16 protein-coding genes are annotated in these 20,715 nt (G+C 73.1%); 8 read left to right on the top strand and 8 right to left on the bottom strand.

Annotation, left to right across the window (positions count from 1 at the left end):
- The 3 genes from ACFZB9_RS10810 to ACFZB9_RS10800 all read left to right on the top strand — a co-directional run bounded on the left by ACFZB9_RS10810 (position 1) and on the right by ACFZB9_RS10800 (position 5,482).
- The gene (locus ACFZB9_RS10810; RefSeq protein WP_391445726.1) at positions 1 to 2,517 is read left to right on the top strand and encodes a GTPase-associated protein 1-related protein; all 2,517 of its coding nucleotides are present in this window, start codon (positions 1 to 3) and stop codon (positions 2,515 to 2,517) included.
- Positions 2,518 to 2,522: 5 nt separating this feature from the next.
- Complete coding sequence (locus ACFZB9_RS10805) at positions 2,523 to 4,256, top strand: hypothetical protein (protein WP_391445724.1); 1,734 nt, start codon at positions 2,523 to 2,525, stop codon at positions 4,254 to 4,256.
- A gap of 74 nt (positions 4,257 to 4,330) precedes the next feature.
- Complete coding sequence (locus ACFZB9_RS10800; RefSeq protein ID WP_391445722.1) at positions 4,331 to 5,482, top strand: hypothetical protein; 1,152 nt, start codon at positions 4,331 to 4,333, stop codon at positions 5,480 to 5,482.
- A gap of 88 nt (positions 5,483 to 5,570) precedes the next feature.
- On the opposite strand, the gene ACFZB9_RS10795 is transcribed toward ACFZB9_RS10800, so the two are convergent.
- Together ACFZB9_RS10795 and ACFZB9_RS10790 are read right to left on the bottom strand one after the other, a co-directional pair.
- Positions 5,571 to 6,815: an ATP-grasp domain-containing protein gene (locus ACFZB9_RS10795; RefSeq protein WP_391445720.1), complete on the bottom strand. Its 1,245-nt coding sequence runs from the start codon at positions 6,813 to 6,815 to the stop codon at positions 5,571 to 5,573.
- Between the two features lie 87 nt (positions 6,816 to 6,902).
- Positions 6,903 to 8,225, bottom strand: a complete 1,323-nt coding sequence (locus tag ACFZB9_RS10790) for an MFS transporter (RefSeq protein ID WP_391445719.1) — start codon at positions 8,223 to 8,225, stop codon at positions 6,903 to 6,905.
- 269 nt (positions 8,226 to 8,494) lie between these two features.
- On the opposite strand from ACFZB9_RS10790, the gene ACFZB9_RS10785 reads away from it, so the two are divergent.
- The 5 genes from ACFZB9_RS10785 (at position 8,495) to ACFZB9_RS10765 (ending at position 13,697) form a co-directional block, all read left to right on the top strand.
- Positions 8,495 to 9,565: a hypothetical protein gene (locus tag ACFZB9_RS10785; protein WP_391445717.1), complete on the top strand. Its 1,071-nt coding sequence runs from the start codon at positions 8,495 to 8,497 to the stop codon at positions 9,563 to 9,565.
- Between the two features lie 214 nt (positions 9,566 to 9,779).
- Entirely contained in the window at positions 9,780 to 10,871 is a 1,092-nt protein-coding gene (locus ACFZB9_RS10780; protein ID WP_391445715.1) for a hypothetical protein, read from the top strand.
- 68 nt (positions 10,872 to 10,939) lie between these two features.
- Positions 10,940 to 11,668: a hypothetical protein gene (locus tag ACFZB9_RS10775; protein WP_391445713.1), complete on the top strand. Its 729-nt coding sequence runs from the start codon at positions 10,940 to 10,942 to the stop codon at positions 11,666 to 11,668.
- Between the two features lie 11 nt (positions 11,669 to 11,679).
- Positions 11,680 to 12,447 (top strand): hypothetical protein, encoded by a 768-nt coding sequence (locus ACFZB9_RS10770; protein WP_391445711.1) that lies wholly within the window; start codon positions 11,680 to 11,682, stop codon positions 12,445 to 12,447.
- A 128-nt stretch (positions 12,448 to 12,575) separates the two neighbouring features.
- On the top strand, positions 12,576 to 13,697 hold the full coding sequence (locus ACFZB9_RS10765) for a M14 family metallopeptidase (RefSeq protein ID WP_391445709.1): 1,122 nt from the start codon (positions 12,576 to 12,578) through the stop codon (positions 13,695 to 13,697).
- A gap of 9 nt (positions 13,698 to 13,706) precedes the next feature.
- Here ACFZB9_RS10765 and ACFZB9_RS10760 read toward each other — a convergent pair whose 3' ends face one another.
- The 6 genes from ACFZB9_RS10760 to ACFZB9_RS10735 all read right to left on the bottom strand — a co-directional run bounded on the left by ACFZB9_RS10760 (position 13,707) and on the right by ACFZB9_RS10735 (position 20,564).
- Positions 13,707 to 14,936 carry an aspartate kinase gene (locus ACFZB9_RS10760; RefSeq protein WP_391445707.1) on the bottom strand — a complete coding sequence of 410 codons (1,230 nt, stop codon included), beginning with the start codon at positions 14,934 to 14,936 and terminating at the stop codon, positions 13,707 to 13,709.
- Positions 14,933 to 15,982, bottom strand: a complete 1,050-nt coding sequence (locus ACFZB9_RS10755) for an aspartate-semialdehyde dehydrogenase (RefSeq protein WP_391445705.1) — start codon at positions 15,980 to 15,982, stop codon at positions 14,933 to 14,935. The genes ACFZB9_RS10760 and ACFZB9_RS10755 overlap by 4 nt, the downstream gene beginning before the upstream one ends.
- A 79-nt stretch (positions 15,983 to 16,061) precedes the next feature.
- Positions 16,062 to 17,021, bottom strand: a complete 960-nt coding sequence (locus ACFZB9_RS10750) for a helix-turn-helix domain-containing protein (protein ID WP_391445704.1) — start codon at positions 17,019 to 17,021, stop codon at positions 16,062 to 16,064.
- Positions 17,022 to 17,074: 53 nt separating this feature from the next.
- Positions 17,075 to 17,551, bottom strand: coding sequence for a response regulator transcription factor (locus ACFZB9_RS10745; protein WP_391445702.1), 477 nt, complete (start codon positions 17,549 to 17,551; stop codon positions 17,075 to 17,077).
- Positions 17,552 to 17,712: 161 nt separating this feature from the next.
- On the bottom strand, positions 17,713 to 19,212 hold the full coding sequence (locus ACFZB9_RS10740) for an aldehyde dehydrogenase family protein (protein WP_391445700.1): 1,500 nt from the start codon (positions 19,210 to 19,212) through the stop codon (positions 17,713 to 17,715).
- Positions 19,213 to 19,253: 41 nt separating this feature from the next.
- Positions 19,254 to 20,564: a hydroxyacid-oxoacid transhydrogenase gene (locus ACFZB9_RS10735; protein ID WP_391445698.1), complete on the bottom strand. Its 1,311-nt coding sequence runs from the start codon at positions 20,562 to 20,564 to the stop codon at positions 19,254 to 19,256.
- Between the last annotated feature and the right edge of the window lie 151 nt (positions 20,565 to 20,715).

Raw genomic sequence — 20,715 nt, 5'->3', positions numbered from 1 at the left:
ATGGCGTTCCAGCAGCTCTACTACACCTCCTGCGAGCGGGGTCTGAGCGGGTTCGCGGGCTACCAGTTCAACGCCGTCAGCCCCGAGGTCTCCACCCAGGCGATGCGCGAGGTGGAGGCACTCACCGCCTATGAGCCGCCGCGCTCGCTGCTGTACTCGCAAGAGCCCGAGGAGTTGGCGCGCTGCCCGGTGAACCTGGTCTTCGTGCCCGGGGAGCCCGCGCTGGCCGCCCGGGTCCGGTACGCCGGGCGGGACTCCTCCCAGCGGTTCGGCAACTACTTCGCGCACGCGCTGAGCAGCCCCGACTTCGAACGCGACGGCGGCGGCCTGCTCGGCATCGAGCTGTGGGAGGCACCGCTGTGGGCCACCGGCCCCGTCGAGCACACCGGGCTGCCGCTGCTGCCCGCCCGGCCCGAGCCCGGCCCGCTCTCGCCGCGCTCGGTCGGCCGCTTCCTGCGCGCGCATCCGCACGCGGACCGGCTGCCGAGGCTGCTCGCGGCGGCCCTGGCCGCCCTCGCCCAGGACCGTTCGGTGCTGGTGGTGGACACCAGCACCGAAGAGATCGCGCACTGGTTCGCCGCGGTCTGCTTCCTGCTGCCGCCCCCGCTGGCCCGGCGGCTCTCCTTCGCCACCTATCCGCACCGCCCCGAGCGCGGCCGACTGCACCTGCTCGGCGCGCTGCCGGAGAACCGGATCGAGCTCGGGCCCGAACAGCAGGACGCCTACTACCTGTTCGACTTCGTCCACGGCCACTGCCCCGATCTGCCGGTGCCCGAGCTGGTGCGGCTGCTGGCCAGGATCGGCCTGCCCTCGGCGCGCACCCTGTGGGGCTGGATCCGGGAGTACCAGGGCGGCGAGGAGAGCCGCCCCGAGGAGTGGCACGGCCCGGTGGCGGCCGCGGCGGCGGCCGGTGGCACCCTCCTGCACCCGGCCGACCTCGCCGCCGTCACCGGCTGGCTGACCGGTCCCGCGGCCGCCCTGCCGGCCGCCACCGTGGTCACCGTGCTCCGCAACGTCCACCGGCAACAGCAGCTGGACCGCGACCAGTTGGCCACCTTCAGCCGGATCGCCGCAGCAAGCGCGGACCACGAGCTCGCCGAGCAGTTGCTCGGCGAGGTCTACGAGACCGACATGCTCGCCTGCCGGCGCGGCGACCCGCAGGCCGCGGCGCCGGTCCCGCTCACCCACGATCCGGCGCGGCGCGTCCGGATCACCCAGCGGTGGCTGACCCTCTTCCACCAGGCCGAGCCCGTCGAGGCGCTGCGGCTGCTCGGCTGGGCGGCGAACGCCGATCTGTGCCCGCCGCCACCCGAACTGGTGCGCCGCAGTGCCGAACTCACCCGGCGGCTGCTGTCGGCGACGACATCGACCGGCGATGCCTTCGCCGGCCTGGAGGACCTGCTGCCCGCCGCCGCCCGGCGGTGGCCCGAGGTCCGGCTGGGCCTGGTCGAGACGCTGACGAACCTCGCGCAGGGCCGCGACCCGCTCGTGCCCGGCGTGCTGAGCGCCCTGCCGCCGGGCGTGCTGGACGAGACGGACCTGGCCCGGCAGCCCGAGCTGCTGGAGCACTTCCTGGTGGCCCAGGCCCGGCGGCGGCCCGAGCTGGCCGCCCGGGCGCTGGTGCGCATCCTGCGCGAACTGCGCACCCAGGACACCCTGGAGCTGAGCCTGCTGCACGCCCTGTGGCCGGACCGCCACTGCTGGTCGCTCGCCGAGGCGCTGCGGCTGGTGCCGGACCTGCCGTTCGATCTGCGCTGGGACGAGGGCGCCCACCGGTGGCTGACGACGACCGCGCAGCAGCCGGTGACCGATCAGGCCGCTCTCGAAGGCTCGCTGCGGCTCTACGAGTTGCTGGCCGCGCCGGTCCGGGCCGGCTGGCTGCCGCCGGACCTCGCCGACTGCGTCGAGAGAACCCTGCGGGTGCGCGACCTGCTGGACGAGGCGCGGTCCGCGGACGGCCTCACCGGGCTCCTGTCGGAGCACCCGGACGCCCGGTGGCTGCCGATGCAGGCCCTGCTCGGCCGACGGCTGCCCGCCCGGCTGGCCGGCCGACCGGTGCTCGACCACCGGGAGTTCGCCGCGCGTCTGGTGCACCTGGAGTACGGCACCGCGGCGGCCTACCTGCGCCAGGTGGAGGCCGCCGTCCTGCGGGTCGGCCCGTCGAGGGCGGCCGACCCGGTGCTGATCAGCCACCTGGTGGCGGCCGGCCTGGCCCTGCGGTACGCCCCGAGCGCCGGCCTCGACGCGCTGATCCGGGCGATCCAGCAGCACGCCGCGCAGCGCTGGCCGGCCGCGGACGCCGAGCGCTTCGCCCGGGAGCTGCACGCGGCCCTCCCGCCCCCACCCTCGCCCCCCGCAGCGCCCGCGGGGGCGACCCGACCGGCGACGGTGCGGGGGAAGGTCGCCGGCCGGGTGCGCGGCTTCCTGCACCCGCCGGCCGAACCCGGCCCTGGCCCGAACCCCGGCCCCGGCTCTGGTCCTGCCCCGCAGCCACCGACATCGACATCGAAGGAGTGAGCCCGTTGGCGGAGTTCATCGGCAACGTCCTGCTCCTCTGCCTCTACCTGCCCGCCCTCGCGATCTACCTGGTGGTCTTCGCCCCGCTGATCGCGGCCGGCCGGGCCCTCGGGATGGTGGGCCAACTGCTGCTGGCCCATGGGCGGTTGGCACGAGTCGTGGTGCGCGGGGACGACCCCCAGTACCAGACCCGGCCGGCGTACGTCCCCCGGGGCACAGCGGAACCCGCCACCTGCGCCTACTGGTTCGGCCCGGCCCAGCGCGACCTGCGGCTGGTCACCACCCACGGCTTGCGGCTCTACCGCACCCGCACGGCCGACGGCCTGCGGGCCGCCGCCGACCGGGTGCGCACCGGCGCAGCCGCCCGCCGCCCGGCCGCCGTCCCCTACGCCGGCACCCTGCAGCTCGGCCTGCTGGTCGGCGCCCTGCTCGCGGCGCCACTGCTCGCCGCCGCGCTGCTGCTGCACGCCCTGGCGATCACCCTCGTCCAGGCCGGCGGCCACCTCGCCGCGTGGCTGCTGCGCGGCCTGGACCGGGGCCTGCTGTGGCGCAAACACCTGCGGGAGGGCATGCTCTGCCCGTCCTGCTTCGAGCGGGTGCGCCGGCCGGCCTACGACTGCTCGCGCGAGTCCTGCCGCCGACGGCACAGCGAGCTGCGACCCGGCCGGTACGGCATCCTCAAGCGCCGTTGCCGGTGCGGCGAGCGGCTGCCGACCACGCTGCTGGGCGGCAGCTACCGGCTGCCCGGCTACTGCACCCACCCGAGCTGCGGAAAGCTGCTGAGCACCGAGACCGGCCGGCTCACCGAGCACGCCCTGCCGCTGATCGGCGGGCGGGCCGCCGGGAAGACCCAGCTGATGGCCGCGCTGCTGACCCTCCTCCAGCAACCCGACGCCGACGGGCAGGTGCCGACCCGCGTCGCGGACCAGGAGACGGCGCAGCGCTACCAGCTGCTGCGCGAGGTGCTGGAGATCCGGGGCCACCCCAGGAGCACCCAGCGCACGCTGCCCCGGGCGCACTCCGTCCTGCTCGACCACGCCCGGCCGCCGCGACTGCTGCACCTCTTCGACACCGCCGGTGAGCGCTTCGTCAACCGGGAGGACACCGACGCCCTGCGCTATGCCCGGGCCGCCCGCACCTTCGTCTTCGTGCTGGACCCGCTCGCCGTCCGGGAGTTCCGGGAGCGGCTCGACCCGGCGCAGCAGGCCCGGCTGCCCGCCTCCAGCGTGCATCCGCAACTGGTCTTCGACCAGGCGGTGCAGGCGGTCATGGCGATGGACGTCCCCCTGCACCGCTGCCGGCTGGCCGTGGCGATCAGCAAGACGGACCTGCTGGAAGCGGAGCAACTGTTCGACGGGCCGCAGCCCGCAGCGGCGACAGCGCGGGACAGCGACCGGGCGGCCGACTGGCTGGAGCGGGAGCTGGGGCTGGGCAATCTGGTGCAGGCGATGCGCAACGAGTTCCGGGAGGTGCGGTTCTTCTGCACCGCCGCCGTGCTGAGCGAGGACGAGTCGGTGCACCCGAGCATCGCGCCGCTGCTCGCCTGGTGCCTGGCCGACGGCCGACGGGCGCGCCGCGCTGCCGCGGCGGCGGCGGCGGCCGGCCGGGCGCTCGCCGGGCGGTCGCCTGCCGGGCGGTCGCTCGCCGGGCAGTCGCTCGTCGGCCGGACCTCCGCAGGTCGGTGGCTTGCGGGTCGGGCCTCTGTCGGCCGGACGCGCTCCTGGCGGGTCCGCCCGTAGGAGGGTGCCCGGGCGGGCGCCCGGCGCACCCTCCTGCCTTGTGAACACTCCCCTGCGGTGCCATCGTTGGGGCCATGCCGGACAGCCCTGCCTTCGACCACGCCGCCGTCCTCGCCGAACTGCGCGCGGTGCGCCGCGCCGGGCCGGTGCGGCTGCGCGAACTCGACCTGCCGCTGCTCGGCGCGCTGGCCCAGGCGCCGGCGCCGCGCCGCGCGGGGACGTCCGGCGTCATCGAGGACCTGCTGCGCCGGGCGGTCGGCGAGCTCGAAGCCGGCACCCTGCGGGAGGCCGCCGGGTACAGCCTCGGCCTGGCCGCGGGCACCAGCGACTGGCCGGCCGCCGACCGGCGCAAGCGCGCGGCCGCGGTCTACGGCGTGAGCGTCGAGCAGTTCCGCCACCACCAGGAACTCCGGGTGCTGGCCCGGGTCGTGGACGAACTCGGACGGCTCACCAGGCCGTCCGGGCCGTCCGGGCCGTCCGGGCCGTCCGGGCCGTCCGGGCCGCCGGAGGAGGAACGGTCAGAGGCGTGGTCGCCGGAGCAGCGGGCGGCAGCGGAGCAGGCGCCGAGCGCCACGCACCGGTTGCTGTCCGTGCCGTGCCAGGGCCGGGCCGTCCCGGTCCGGCTGCACGCGCACCCGGTCGACCTGCTGCGCGATGTGGACGTCGTGGTCTCCTCCAGCAACGTCTACCTGGCCCTGGCCGAGGCGTACAAGTCCTCGGTGTCGGCCGCGCTGCGCCGGGCGGGGGCGCTGCGCGGCCCGACCGGTGACCTCATCGAGGACCGGATCTCCACCGAGCTGCGCCAGTGGCTCGACCGGCACGGCAGCCTCGGCCGCCCGGTGCTGCCCGCCACGGTGGCCCCCACCGGAGCCGGCGCGCTCGCCCGCCAGGGGATCCGCCGGATCTACCACGCCGCGGTCGCGCTGCCGCGCCCCGACAGCAACGACTACGACGTGCTGCCCGCGGACGTGACCCGCGCCGCCACCCGCGCCCTGGCCCTGCTCACCGAGGAGCACGAGGCCTTCGACCCGCCGCTGCGCTCCGTCTGCTTCCCGCTGCTCGGCTCGGGCCGCGGCGGCCTGCCCGCCGAGGTGAGCCTGGCCGCGCTGTGGGCGGCGGTGGAGGCGGACCTGTCGCGCGGCGCCGACTGGGAGGTCCATCTGGTGGTCCGCCACCCGGCGCAGGCCGCCATGGTGGCGCGGCACCTGGGCGCGGACCGGCGGTAGGACTCGGCTGCCCAGCTGCCCGGCCGCCCCCACCACCGACCGGCCGACTCCCGCGCACCGGAACCGGAGCCCGCCGGCCGGCCCGGGGTCAGGGCTTCTCGGCCTCCACGACGACCCGGGACTCGATCTCCTTGACCCGGTGCGTGTCGGCGTCGACGGCCTGCCGGCTCTCACCGCCGAGGATCACCCAGCCCAGGCTGGTGAAGAGGTCCTCGGTGCGGGGCACCACCTCACCGTCGCGGTACGGCAGGCCCATCTTCTGGAAGGTGGCCAACTCCTGCATGGATTGCAGGAGTTCGGTGCTGCGCAGGACGCCGGTGCGTGGGCTGGACAGCCACAGCACCCGCACCGGCCGCAGGATCTCGTACCCCGGGGTGAAGGTGCCGTCCAGGCGGTGCCGGACGGTGCGGTCGATCTGACTGTCACCGGTGGCCACCCGCGTCGCGTACTGCATGCAGCCGCCGGCCAGCCGTCCGGCGATCTCGATCAGCCGTGGACCGTCCTCGGTGAGCATCACCTCGGTGTGCGTGCAGCCGTTGCGGATGCCGAGCGCCTGGGCCACCTGGCGGGTGTACTCGCCGAGCAGCGCGACTGTGGGGTCCTGGGGCGGCAGGTAGTCGACGGACTCGTAGATCCCGATCCGGTCGTTCCTGGCCGACTTCTGGTAGCGGCAGACCGACACCAGCGCGAACTGGCCGTCGACCGAGTAGGTGTCGACGATGTACTCGGTGCCCTGGGCGAACTCCTGGACGAGCACGGTGTCGTTGCGCAGGTCGAAGCGGTTGACCGAGCCGAGCAGGCGGTCGAAGTACGGGCGCCAGTCCGCACCGGCGGCGACCTTGTGCACGTCGTCCGTACCGCCGCTGCGGCGTGGTTTGAGCACCAGCGGCTGCCCTTCGAGGCCCTGCTCCTTGATCCACTCGGCGACCTCGCCCGGGTCGTCGGTGGCGAGCTGGCGCAGGTGCGGGATCCCGGCTCGGGCGACGGCCTGGGCCATCGGCCACTTGTCGCGCCGCGCCTCGGAGAACTCGATGAGGTTGCCGGTGCCCGGCATCAGCTCCTCGACCAGCGCGTCCACCAGCATCACCGCGGACTCGTTGCCCGGCACGATGGCCACCGGGTCGTAGCTCTTGACGATGCGGACCAGCTCGTCGAAGTCGCCGTCGTAGTGGTGCGTGGCGAAGAAGCCGTCCGGCGCCCAGCTGCGCCGGTAGGAGGAGAGCGGGGCCGGCGTGCTGAGCACGGCCACCGCCTCCACCCCGCGCGCGCGGAAGGCGTTGGCGTACTCGGCGGCGGCCGCGTACGGGTCGACGAGGATCACGTGGCGTTGCATGCGTTCTTTCCTCCAGGTACCGGTCGGTCAGGGGTCGGGGGGCTCAGGGCGTTTCAGCCGGTGCGGCGGATCTCGCCGGACACGGCACTAGTCGGCCGGTGCGGTGGTGCGGCCGCCCGCCGGACGCACGCCGAGCCAGGCGGCGCCCACCGCGAGCAGTCCCACGGCCCCGCAGCCGAGCCACAGGTCGCCGCCGAACCGGTTCCAGAGCATCACGCCGCAGAACGGGCCCAGCGCGGTGCCCAGGCCGTACAGCGAGTTGGACGCGCCCAGGTAGCGGCCGCGCAGCTGCGGCGGTCCGGCCTGGGCGGGGTAGGCGAAGAAGAGGGTGGGGTAGCCGATGATCTCGCCGAGCGACCAGACGAGCGTGCCGAGCACCAGCGCGGCCAGCCCCCAAGGCAGGGCGTACAGGCTCATCCCGGCCGCGGTCATGGCCACGCCCGCGATCACCGCGAGCCGGGCGGGCCAGCGCTGGACCACCTTGGCCATCAGGAGTTCGCAGGTGATGACGAGGAAGCCGTTGAGCGCCACCAGGCAGGCGTAGACCGCGGTGCCCATGCCGAGGTGCTTGACCGCCAGCGGCAGCGTCGAGGCGTACTGGATGTAGATCAGCGAGCTGGCGAACATCGCCAGCAGGAACAGCAGGTAGCGGCGGTCCGCCAGCACCGTGAGGTAGCTCGTTCCGCGCTCCCGCGCCGCCTCGGTGGGCCGCGCGGTCTCCGCGGCACCGTCCTGACCGTCCTGGTCGGCCGGGGCAGTTGCGCCGGCCACCGGGTGGCGCGGCAGGGCGACGGCGGCCACCGCCGCGAAGGCCAGGACCGCCGTGGCCTCACCCCAGAACAGGAAGTTCCAGGACACCCGGACCAGGACCGCACCCAGCAGCGGGGCCGCCGTGGTGCCGAGGTTGATCGCCAGCCGGACCATCGCGAAGGTCATCACCTGGCGTTCGGCCGGGACGAGTTGGCTGATCATGCTGGTGGACGCGGGCCGGTACGCCTGGCTCAGGGCACCGCCGAGGGCGATCACCACCAGGATGGCCGGGTAGCTGTGCAGGAAGGTGACGGTGGGCAGCAGCACCGCCGAGATCACCAGCGTGGACATGATGGTCAGCCGTGGACCGATCCGGTCGGACATCCAGCCGCCGGTCAGCACCCCCAGCACCGTCCCGGCCCCGTAGAGACCGAGGGCGGCGCCCGCCTGGCCGTCGCTGAAGCCACGCTGCGTCAGGTAGAGCACCATGAAGACCTGGACGAAGCCGCCGAGCCTGTTCACCATGGTGCCGACGAGCAGGTATTTCACGGTGGTGGGCAACTCGCGCCAGACCACCCTCACTCCGGCGTGCGGAGCAGCTGCCGACCGGTCCGCCTCCTTCGTCTCGACTGTCTCGGTTGTTGGATCGCTACTCGCCATGCCGTCACTGTGCGTTGTGGCGCCGTGGACGTACCAGTGGCAAGACTGACGCGCATCCACGAAATCCTGCCAACCACACTCCGCCCACCCGCAGTGACATCCGCACGCCGCCCCACTGCCAGCCAACTTCCGCCCCATAAACGGGAACAGACGCCGAGGCAATAGGAGATTCGCCAGGGACCATCGTCCTATGGCGTCCCGAGACCGGCCCGGGCCACAGTGGTGACTGCGGCGAGGACAGGTCGCAAAGGCCGTGACGGGAGGCGTTCATGTCTGCGGAAATATCTATCGACCCGGGGCGATTCAGCCAGTTCGGCGAGGCGACCGGAAGCACGTTCTGCCTGGTCACCAACCCTGAGCTGATCGATCGGATCGAGGTCGTCGAAACCGCCTCGTACAGCCGCTACCTGGCCATTCCGCTGGGCGCCGGGGACCGCTTCGAGGACCTGCTGGACAAGAGCATCCCGGAGCCGGCACACATCCTGGTGGTGTCGCCGCACCGGTTCTTCGAGTCGCCCGACCCCGAACTCGTCGGGCAGCGCAAGATCATGGGCATGGCGTGCAATTCCACGCCCACCTCGCTGGAGGAGATCCGGCACTTCCTCGGCATCATGGAGCGCACCTCCGCCGCCGAGCAGGAGGCGTTCTGCGACACGTTCTTCGAGATCGCCGAGGAGAGCGAGAACCTGGTCTACGTCGACCAGCGGCACGGCACCCGGGCGGTGCTCGACCACCTGCGCGACGGCCTGGTGTGGAACCAGCAGGCGGGGCCGCTCGACTGGGGTGACCAGCAGATCGTCCCGTCCGGCGAGATCAGCGTATTGCCGGTGGAGATCAGGGAGTTCGACGAGGCGCTGAAGCTGCCGCTGGAGGGCGAGATCACGCTGCGCGGCTACCCGATCCTGCACAGCGGGACCCCCTCCTTCTCCCGGACCGACCAGGCCCGCATCCACGCCCGGCTCGCCGCGATGCAGCAGCACGCGATCAAGGCGACGGTCGAGGACGGCCGGATCACCCGGCTGCTCGCGCTGGACCCCGGGGCCGCGCCGGCCGTGGAGATGCTGGAGCAGATGTTCGCGGTGGACTCCCGCTACCGCATCGTCTGGGAGATCGGCCACGCGCTCAACACCGCGCTCGACATCCTGCCGGGGAACCACGCCATGAACGAGGTGTACGGCGGCACCGAGGGCTGCCTGCACTACGGGCTCGGCCTCACCCCGTACACCCAGTACCACCTGGACATCATTTCGCCCGACACGCGCGTCCTGAGCAGCACCGGAACCGCGCTGATCGGCCACCCTGACCACCCCACGGTCGAGCGGATCGCCGCCGTCGACTGAGCGGCGCGACCCGCCGACCGTTCGGGGTGATGTTTGCACATCCACCAACAGGAGGTGACTGTCATGAAGAAGATCAAGGTGCAGAAGAACCGCAACTACCTGGGCACCCTGCTCGGCTGATGACTGACCTGTGGCGGGGCATTTGCGAATGCCCCGCCACGGGGTTTTCCCGCCGCACCGCGCCAAGGAGTCGACGCACGCAAGGGAGCTGACCGTGTCACCACTGGAACTCACGACAGATGCCTTCGGCCAGTTCGGCGAACCGGTCGAGACCTTCTGCCTGATCACGGCCGAGGGCGGTGGCGAACACCTCGACCTGCGGCCCGGCGAGGGCTGTTCCCAGGTGCTGCACCGAACGCTCGCGCCCGGCGCGAGCCTTGGCGAGCTCATCGCCGCCGACACCCCGCCGGACGCGCACGTGCTGGCCGTCTGCCCCGGCCGGTTCCTCGACTCGCCCACGCAACCGCAACTGGGCGCGCGCACACTGGCCGTGCTGCCGGCCGGCTCCACCCCGCTCACGGACGAGGCGGTGCGCTACTTCCTGCGGTCCGCGGCCACCCGCACCGACATCGAGCGCCAGGCCGCCACCGCCGAGGAGTTCTTCGATCGGGTCGGCGCGAGCGAGCGGTTGGCGATCACCGACGACGTCACCGGCAGCGAGGCCGAGTTCGACCACACGCTCGGCGACTGCGTCTGGAACCAGCAGGCCGGCGTCCTCGAACCGGGCGACCAACAGATCTTCCCGGCAGGCAAGTTGAGCGTCACGGCCGCTGAGATCACCACCTTCGACCCCAGCGCCCGGCTGCTCGGCCTGACCGGGGACCTGACGCTGCGCGGCTGGCCGATCGTGCACCGGCATGCGGATCCGGCCGACGCCGCCGACCAGCAGCGGCTCTTCCAGGCGCTCACGCCCCTGGTCTCGCACGCCGTCGTCCTGCGGGTGGCCGGCGGACACATCGAGAACGTGACACCGCACGACTCCGGGGGCAAGTCCGCCGCCGAGGCGCTGGAGCAGCTGCTCACCGAGGACCCGCGGTACCGCGTCATCTGGGAACTCGGCTTCGGCATCAACACCACCACGGAGATCATCCCGGCCAACTGCGGACCCAACGAGGTGTACGGCGCCACCGGCGGCGTCGTCAACCTGGGGCTCGGGATCACTCCGACCACGCGGTTCGCGCTGGCCTTCCTCTGCCCCCGCAGCTCGCTGCTGGCCTCGGACGGCAGCGCCGTCCTGGGCGCCCGCAAGGCAGTGCGTCGCGGCCGGCTGCAACGGGTCTCCAGCGCGGGCTGCGGCTGCCACTGACACCGGCGCGCATCGGTCACCGGCCACCGTCGGCCATCCGCCGGCCGCAACTGGAGGGAAGCTCGCTCATGACCACCAAGCCCGAACTCCGCAAGCACGTCGACTCGATCCTCGACGGCTTCATCAAGGACTTCTACCAGACCGTCCCGTTCGCCCAGCACCAGAAGACCTCCGCCGAACTGAACCTGGAGTACTACAAGCGCCACAACATCGAGACCATCCTGCGGCTGCGCCGCAAGCGGACCATCGACGCGCTGGCCATCAAGTACTTCACCAAGGTCGACCCGGTGCAGGCCAAGGCCTGGGCGCACTACACCGACGACGAGATGCTGCACGACCGGCTGTTCGCCGCCGACCTGGCCAAGGTCGGGGTCGGCAAGGAGGAGATCTACTCCACCGAGCCGCTGCTCTCCACCAAGCTGCTCACCGGCTACCTCCAGTACGGCATGGAGTTCGAGGACAGCCCGCTGGCCCTGATCACCAGCGTCTACTTCGTCGAGTACGTCACCACCCGCACCCAGCCGGACTGGCTGGACAACCTGGAGAGCGTGCTCGGCGAGGACAGCGTCAAGGGCGCCCGCGCCCACGTCAACACCGACCTCGACGACGACCACGACGACTTCGTCTGGCGGGTGCTGTCCACCCTGCTGCCCGACGAGGCGGCCGAGCGGAAGGTGATCGAGCACCTGCACCACGTGTACTGGCTGTGGAAGCTCTACTTCGTGGAGCTGCACCAGATCACCGTGCTCGGCAAGGCCGACGCCCAGATCCCGCTGCCCACCTCGGCAGACGTCTGAGCCGGCCCCCGGTGACGGACAACCACCGGACGGCGCCCGCGGCCGGGCGGCGCGGCGCCGAGGTACTGGCGCTGCCGCCCGGCCGGGAGCTGCCGCCCGCGACCGAGAAGTGGATCGTGGACGGACTGGTCCGGGCGATGCCCGGGCTGCGCGCGCGTGAACTGTTCACGCTGCGACGCGACATGCTCATCGACGCCGACTACATCGTGGCCGGCGTGGACCGGGAGCGGGACCAGGTGGTCTCGCTGCTCACCTCCCGGTGGGCGCAACTGCCCAGCGGCCGCTCGTGCTTGCACGTGATGATCCAGTTCGTCGGCGACGGGTACCGCAACGGGGAGGTGTTCGGGCGCAGTTGGTCCACGCACTTCGCCCGGCTGCTGACCGAGGGACACCCGTTCCCCGAGGTGATCGCGCTCAAAACGTACAACCCGGTGGTGCACTGCGCGATGGCGGCCTTCAGCGCGCATCCCGAGGTCGGCATGTATCCGGACCTCGCCGGCCGGGACCACCGGGCCGCCGAGGTGGCGGCCGAGGTGGCCGGGGTGCTCGCGCCCGGCGCGGCCTTCGATCCGGCCCGGGGCGTGCTGCGGGGCATCGGCCGTCCGAGGGATCTCTACCGCGAGCGCCCGGTGAGCTACGTGCCCGAGGCGAACGCCTACTTCGCCGCCAACGCGGCACCGGGCGACCGGGTACTGTGCCTGCTCCAGGTGCCCACCCGGGCCGGGGCGCAGGCCATCCTCACCGCCCTGGGAGTGCCGCTGCCCTCTGGGCAGGGCTGACGCCCTCGGGGGCCCGGGTCCGCGCCACGCGGTGCCCGGGCCCCTTGTGCCCTTTGCCCGGTGCCCCTTGCCCGGTGCCCCTTGCCCGGCGTTCTCCCAGCAGACGACTCCAGGAGCGCGAGACCGCCATGACATACGCGTTTCCCACCGACTACGCCCGGGCCCGCGCGGAGTTCCTGCGTGCCGCCGAGAGCGCCGGCGCCCGGCTGCGCACCTTCGTGCTGCCCGGCCACCAGGGGCCCGACGGCGGCGAGTTGTGCGTGGACACCGCCTACCTCGGCCCGGCCGGACCGGCGAAGCTGCTGGTGACGGTCTCCGGCACGCACGGCATCGAGGGCTTCTGCGGCTCGGCCTGCCAGAGCGGGATCCTGCTCGGCGAAGGCATGGCCCGCGGCCTGCCCGGCGACACCGGCGTGCTGCTGGTGCACGCGCTCAACCCGTACGGCTTCGCGTACCTGCGCCGGGTCAACGAGGAGAACATCGACCTCAACCGGAACTTCGTCGACCACGACGACCCGCCGCACAACGACCCGTACGACTTGGTGCACCCGGTGCTGGTGCCGCCGGACGCCCCCGCGTTCGCCGCCGGCCGGCTGATCGGCGAACTGACCGGGCTGCGCGAGCTGTTGGGTCCGCAGATCCTCCAGGAGGCGGTGACCCGCGGCCAGTACCGGCAGCCGGACGGCCTCTTCTACGGCGGCCGGCGGGCGTGCTGGTCGCGGCGGGTGTTCCAGACGATCGTGGCCGAGCAGATCGCCGGCGCCGCGCACATCGGCTACCTCGACCTGCACACCGGGCTCGGCGCGCGCGGCGTCGGCGAGCCGATCTTCCGCGGCGGCCCGGACGCCGACGCCTTCCAGCGGGCCCGGCGCTGGTACGGCGACGCGCTCACCGCCTCGGAGCAGGGCACCTCCTCGTCGACGCCGATCGTCGGCAACACGGCGGGCGCGGTCGCTGCCGGAATCGGTCCCGGCAGCGAACTCACCGCGATCACCCTGGAGTTCGGCACCCAGCCCGGCGTCGAGGTGCTGGTGGCGCTCTGCGCGGACAACTGGCTGCACCAGCACCTGCCGCCGGCCGAGGCCGTGCGCTCCGAGCTCAAGAGCCTGATCCGGGAGGCGTTCTGCCCCGCGGCGGACGAGCAGTGGCGCGGCCTGGTGCTCCAGCGGGCGCGCGAGGTCTTCGGCCAGGCACTGGCCGGGCTCGCCGACGCGAAGCCGGGCCGGCGGAGCACCGCCGCCAGGTCGTAGGGCCGCGGCTCAGGCCGGCCGGGGCCGGGGGTCCGCCGCGAGCAGCACATCGCTCTGCGCGGACCTGGCCTTGACCGGCCCGAGAGGGACCGTGGCCACGGCACCCGGCGCCGGCTCCGACTCCGAGCCCGGCTCCGGCTCCGGGTAGAGCGCCGCGTGGTAGCGGCGCGCCTCGGCGGCCGCGTCGGCCCGCCGGACCAGGACCTGCTCCGCCCCGCCGTCCGCCCCCAGCGTGGTGATCAGACAGAGCTCGCCGTACCGCCGCGCGGCGCCGAGCGCGCGCGCCGCTCCCCTGGCGCCCCCGGGCACCACCAGGTAGCGCCCGCTCGCCGCGTCCACCTCCGTGGTCCGCAGCCCGTCGGCCAGCAGGAGCTCCGCCGCCGCCAGGCGCCGCTCCCCGGACCGGAAGCGCCAGACCTCGCTGCCCTGGTGCACCACCACCGCGGCCGCCGCCGGGCCCTGACCCACCAGCGTCCCCGCCCCCGCGTCCACCCCCGTCCCGGGCCGGGCGGCCCAGGGGAAGGGGCGGCAGTGCAGCCGGACGCCCGCCTGCTCGGCCCAGTCCACGGCGCTCTCGTGGATGACCTTGGCACCGTGCCGCGACATCCGCCGCACGCCCTGGTAGCCGATCCGGGCCAGGGTCCGCGCGGCCGGCACCAGATAGGGGTCCGCGGTGCACACCCCGGGGACGTCGGAGAAGAGCTCGCAGACGGGGGCGCCCAGCGCCGCCGCCACGGCCACGGCCGACAGGTCCGAGCTGTTGCGGCCCAGCATGACGGTCCGTCCCTGCACGTCCACGGCCTGCCCGCCCGGCACCACCAGGACCCGGCGGCCCGCCAGGGCGGCGCGCAGCACCGCGGCATCGACGCGTTCCAGCCGCGCCCGGTCGGCGGGCCCGGCGGCGAGCAGCCCGGTCTGCGCCGCCGAGAGCGCGCGGGCCGGCAGGCCGGCGGCGTCGAGCGCGGCCGCGAGCAGGGCCGCGCTCACCGTCTCGCCGGTGGTCAGCAGCATCGCCGCCGCCCGCGCGGGCGGGTCGGCGGCCACCGCGTCCAGGCTCTGCTGCAGCCGGCCCGTGGTACCGGACATCGCGCTCACCACCAGGACCAGCGGCCGGTCCTCCTCGGCCAGGCGCCGCGCGGCATGGCCGGCCACCCGCTGGTAGCCCGCCAGCTCCGTGAAGGCGGCACCGCCGAACTTCAGTACCAGCGGCGCGGGTTCCGCCCGCTGCCCGGGGATCACCTCAACCACCCGTACTTCGAGCCGAGTTCGACGATCTGCAGGGCGTTGAGCGCGGCCCCCACCCAGAGGTTGTCGGCCACGATCCACAGCGCCACCGCGTGCGGGTCCGCCGGCTCGACCCGGATCCGCCCGACGTGCACCAGCGCCCGGTCCTCGTCGGTCGCGAAGACGGTGCGGGGCATCGGGTAAGCGGGCCGGTCCGAGGGCCGGTAGACCCGCAGGCCGGGGGTGGCCGCAAGGGCCCGCTCGACGGCCTCGACGGTGACCGGGCGGCGCAGCCTGAGGTGGACCGCCTCCGAGTGGCAGTGGAAGACCGGCGCCCGCACCGCGGTCGCGCTCACCCGCAGCTGCGGCAGGCCGAGGATCTTGCGCGGCTCGCGGGCGAGTTTGCGCTCCTCGTGGGTGAAGCCGCTCTCGTCCGCCAGCCCGACCTCGGGCACCAGGTTGAAGGCCAGCGGCTGCCCGAACCGGCCGCCGGGCTCGCCCTGGGCCCGAGGGTCGGGCAGTAACCTGCCGGACTCCTCGGCCAGTTCGGCCAGCCCCGGCAGCCCGCCGCCCGAGGCGGCCTGATAGGTGGCCACCACCAGGCTCTCCAGTTCGGCGAGTTGGTGCAGCGGGTGCAGCGCGCGCACCAGTTGGATGGTCGAGCAGTTCGGGTTGGCCACGATGCCGGCCGCCGGGCGCCGCGCCAGGGTGGCGGGGTTCACCTGGGGGACGACCAGCGGGATCTCCGGGAGCATCCGGAACGCCGAGGTGTTGTCCACCACCAGGACGCCGGCCTCGGCGAGCCGCCGCGCCTCGCGCCGGCTCAGCTCGGCGCCCGCGCAGAAGACGGCCACCGACAGGCCCTCGGGATCGAGTTCCTCGACGGTGGTCAGCGGGGCCAGCGGCAGGGACAGGCCCAACTCGGCGCCCAGGTCGCGGCCCAGGCTCCGGGCGGAGGCCACCGGCAGCACCTGGTCCACGGGCACGGTCCCGCGGTCCAGCAGGGTCAGGCACTCGCGGCCGACCGCTCCGGTGGCGCCGACAACAGCGATGCGCAGCATTCCGGTTCTCCTCTCGCGCCCCCGCGGGGCCCGGTGGGTGTTCCTGCTCCTGGCCGGCCCGGCCGGCCCATGGTGGGGCTCAGCCGGACGAACCCCGGAACGCGCGGCGATAGGCGTTCGGGGTGGTGTTCAGGGACCGCACGAACTGGTGGCGCAGCGCGGCCGCGTTGGCGAAGCCGGTGCGGGCCGCCACCACCTCCAGCGTCTCGCCGGTGTTCTCCAGCAGCCGCTGGGCGCTGAGCACCCGCTGCGCCAGCAGCCAGCGGTAGGGGGTGGTGCCGGTCTCCATCCGGAACCGGCGGGCGAAGGTGCGCGGGGACATGTAGGCCCGCGCCGAGAGCTGTTCCACGCTCAGCTCCTGGTCCAGGTGCTGGGCCATCCACGCCAGCACCTCGCGCACCCCGCCCTCCTGGTACTCCGGCACCGGCCGCTCGATGTACTGCGCCTGGCCACCGTCCCGGTGCGGCGGCACCACCATCCGCCGGGCGATGCCGTTGGCCACCTCGCTGCCCTGGAGCTTGCGCACCAGATGCAGGCAGGCGTCGATGCCCGCGGAGGTGCCGGCCGAGGTGAAGACCGGGTCCTCGTCGACGTACAGCACTCCCGGCTCGACCCGTGCCTGGGGATAGCGCTCGGCCAGCGCGTCGGCGTAGCGCCAGTGCGTGGTGCAGCGGCGCCCGTCGAGCAGGCCGGCCGCGCCGAGGACGAAGGCCCCGACGCAGACGCTGAGCACCCTGGTGCCGCGTCCCACCGCCTCGCGCAGAGCGGCCAGCAGAGCCGGCGGGAAGTCCCTGGTGTGGAAGTCGTCGCCTACCGGGATCGCGATCAGGTCCGCCTGCGCCAGGCGGTCCAGGCCGTACGGCGTGCTGATGGTGAACCCGGGCACCGCCCGCACCGAGGCCGACTCCGCGGCGACCAGGGCGAAGTCGTAGCCCGGCAGTCCATCGGCCTGCCGGTCGATGCCGAACACCTCGCAGACGACACCGAGTTCGAAGGGATGTACGTTGTCGAGCAGCACGGCCGCTATGTTCTTCAGCATGGGCCTCAATATGGCAGTAATTCGATGGCTTCTGACGTGACATCAGCTGATGCTCAGCCAGAGACCGCCGTACGCTGGGGCCATGCATCATCCAGGCGCGCGCCGGCGGGGCGGTCACCGATGGCAACGATGCCGCCCCGGATACCCATGACCACCGCATGCGTCCGGTCGGAGGCACCCAGCTTGGAGAAGACCGCCGACAGGTGGTTCTTCACCGTCTTCTCGGAGATCCCGAGGCAGTTGGCCACGTGCCGGTTCGAGTTGCCCCGGGCCACCAGGACCAGGATCTCCCGCTCGCGCGCCGTCAACAGGGAGAGTGCTTCGGTGGAGCCCGGGCCGGACTCCACCGGCGGCTCCGGCCGTTCCGGTAAATCCGGTGATTCCGCAGAGGAGGGAGAATCCGTGCCGTCGGTGTCGGCGCCGGCGTCGGTCAGCAGATTCTCGATCACCTTCTCCTGGGCGTCCAGGGCGTTCTGCACCGCGCTCAATGCCAGATGGATCCGGTCGAAGGTCGCCGCGATCGCCGCCACGGACCGCAACTGCCCACCGCAGGATTCGCAGCAGTTCTTCTCGGGCAGCCGGGCGGTTCCCAGCTGAGGGCCATGTTTCATCCTGTGAAATCCCTTCACAGAGGTACGAACAGACACTTCTTGGACGCCGTCACTCCGGTTTTCAGGACGGCACTCCGGTTTCAGGACGACAGTCCGGGTGGCTGCGTGTTGATCGCCACGGTCTTGCACCGGGTGTATTCACGCAGCGCCTCAAGCCCTTTCTCGACCCCGATTCCGGAGTTCTTGTAACCGCCGAACGGCAGCTCCACCCCGCCGGCCGCACTGTAGTTGTTCACGAACACCTGCCCCGCCCGCACCTGCCGGGCCAGCCAGTGGGCGGTGGACACGTCGCGGGTCCAGACCCCGGCGGCGAGTCCGTAGCTGGTGCGGTCCGCGAGTTCGACCGCCTCGTCGAGCGAGCTGAAGGTCGACACGCAGAGCACCGGCCCGAAGATCTCCTCGTTGAAGAGCCGGTGCTCCGGGGCCACCCGGTCGAAGATCGTGGGCTCCACGTAGAACCCCTCGCCGTACTCCGCTCCCTCGGGCACGCCGCCACCGGTCGCCAGCACACAGTCCCGGCGGCCCAGTTCGAGGTAGCCGAGCACCCGGTCGCGCTGCTTGGCGGAGATCAGCGGGCCGAGGTCGGGGTCGCCCGCGCCCGGGCCGATCCGCAGCGCGCGGAACTCCGCCGCCAGGGCCGCGACCAGGTCGTCGTGCACGGACTCGTGCACGAGCAGCCGGCTGCCCGCCGAGCAGTTCTGCCCCGCGTGCTCGGTGATCGAGCGGACGATCAGCGGGATCGCGCGGGCGGCGTCGAAGTCCGGGAGCACGAGGTGCGGCGACTTGCCGCCGAGTTCCAGCGTGACCGGCACGATGTTGCGCGCCGCGGCGACCATCACCGCCTCGCCGACCTCCCGCGAGCCGGTGAAGGCCAGTTTGTCCACCCCGGGGTGGGCGGTGAGCGCGGCGCCCGCCTCCTCCCCGTAGCCCGGTACGACGTTGAGCGCGCCCGCCGGCAGCCCGGCGTCGAGCGCGATCTCCGCCAGCCGCACGGAGGTCAGCGGGGCGTCCTCGGCCGGCTTGAGCACCGCGCAGTTGCCGGCCGCCAGCGCGGGGGCGAGCGTCCTGGCCGCGACCTGCAACGGGTAGTTCCACGGGATGATGTGCCCGGACACCCCGTACGGCTCGCGCAGGGTGAAGGCGAGCAGATCGGGCTGGGAGAGAATCGTTTCTCCGGTCAGCGCCTCCACCGCACCGGCGTAGAAGTCGAAGTAGCGCGCCGCGACATCGACGTCGACCAGCGCCTGACTGATCGGTTTGCCGGTGTCGCGGGTCTCCAGCCGGGCCAGTTCCGCGCGCGCGGCACGCACCCCGGCGGCGATCCGGCGGCAGACCAGGGAGCGCTCGGCGGCCGTCGCGAACCGCCAGCCGGTCTCGTGGGCGAGCCTGGCCGCCGCCACCGCCTGCTCCACCTCCGCGGCGCCGCAGCACGCGACGCGGGCGAAGGGGCGGGCGGTCGACGGGTCGAGGACCTCGATCCACCGGCCGGTGGTGACCCTCTTGCCCGCGATGACGGCCGGGTACTGCGTCAACAGGCTCTCCGTGGCCGGGTGGTTCCGCTCGGTGGGTGATTCGGTCATGGCGGGTGCGGCTCCTTGCCGTGGGACTCGGGACCCGGCGCTCAGCCGGCCAGCGACTGCGCCAGAATCCGCTCGACGTCACGGGCGGTGACGTCCCGCGGGCAGCACACCAGCAGCCGCTGCTGCTGGAGCGCCCCTGCCACCAGCGCGGGCAGATCCCCGTGGCCGTAGCCGAAGCCGCGGATCCCGGCGGGTCCACCGGTGTCGGCCACCAGGCTCCGCAGGGTGTCCGGCAGCACCGTCGAACCGCCTGCGAGCGTGACACCGCCGAGGTCGGCCCCCAGCAGCTCGGCGGCCCGCAGGTGGCGCTCGGGAGCGGTGGGGTAGGTGAACTCGAAGGCCGCGGCGGCGGTGGACACCACGGCGGCGCCGTGCGGCACCATCGGGTGGTCGGCCGGGTAGCCGTCGGGCCGGTAGTCGCGCACCAGACCCGCGATCGGGTAGGCGCAGGCGTGCGGGATGTGGGTGCCGGCGTTGCCGAAGCCCATCGCGGCGAAGCTCGCCGCCTGGCTCATCCCCGTGCGGGCCTCCAGGTCAGCCGGGTTGAGCACCGCCCGCCGCAGGTAGCGCCCCACCAGCCGGAGCGCCTGCTCCGCCCAGACGTCGCTGATCGGGTTGGCCCCGATGTACAGCGGCCGGGCCGCGGGCGAGGGGTAGGGCGGACGGCGGTCGTACGGGCGGGCCGTGTAGGACTCGCAGGCGTGCGTCAGGACGTCGTAGCCCGAGCAGGCGGTGACCTCCGGGGGCAGGGTCAGCGTGTTCGCCGGGTCGACCAGGGCGAGCGAGGGCCGCAGCCGCAGGTCGCTGATCCCGGTCTTCACGTTCAGCCCCGTCACGCCCAGCGCGACCATGGCGGTGCACTCGCTGCCGCTGCCCGCCGTGGTCGGCACCGCGATCAGCGGCTTGAGCGGGCCGGGGATCGCGACCCCGGCGCCGATCGGCGGGTTGAGGTAGTCGCGCACCGCGCGGCCGGGATAACTGAGCAGCAGGTTCAGCATCTTGGCGGTGTCGATCGAACTGCCGCCGCCCAGCCCGACATAGCCGTCCACCTCCAGCGCGGCCAGCTCCCGCGCGGCCTGCGTGCAGCTCTCGTCGGTGGGTTCCACCAGGGCCCGGTCGAAGACCGAGACCGAGATCCCTTCCTGCTCGATCTGCTTGGCGACCCGGCCCGGCAGGCCGAGGGCCGCCAGCCCCGGGTCCGTCACCAGCAGCACCGAACGAATACCGGCCCGGGCCAGCTCGTAGCCGAGCTCACGGGTGGCGCCGACACCGAATTTCAGTGGTGGCGCCTGCCAGCCGATGATCCTCTCCTGTTCCGGATGATTTTCGACGGCCCCCGCAAAAGATTCCAAGGTCTGTCCTCGCTCTCACTGGTGAACGTACGATCCGATCACGAAACGCGTTCCGGCTGAGGCGCGGTTCCTGAGGTACACGCCGATGACGCCCGGCATGTGACGTATGATCTGATGATCCGAGGCACACTTTCCGACCGGCCGCAAGACT

Origin of the sequence: Kitasatospora sp. NPDC008050 (genome assembly GCF_042957465.1) — a bacterium.
In the GTDB taxonomy this organism is placed as follows: Bacteria; Actinomycetota; Actinomycetes; order Streptomycetales; family Streptomycetaceae; genus Kitasatospora.
The sequence above is the reverse complement of the archived record's forward strand: the minus strand, read 5'-3'. Positions and strand labels throughout refer to the sequence as shown.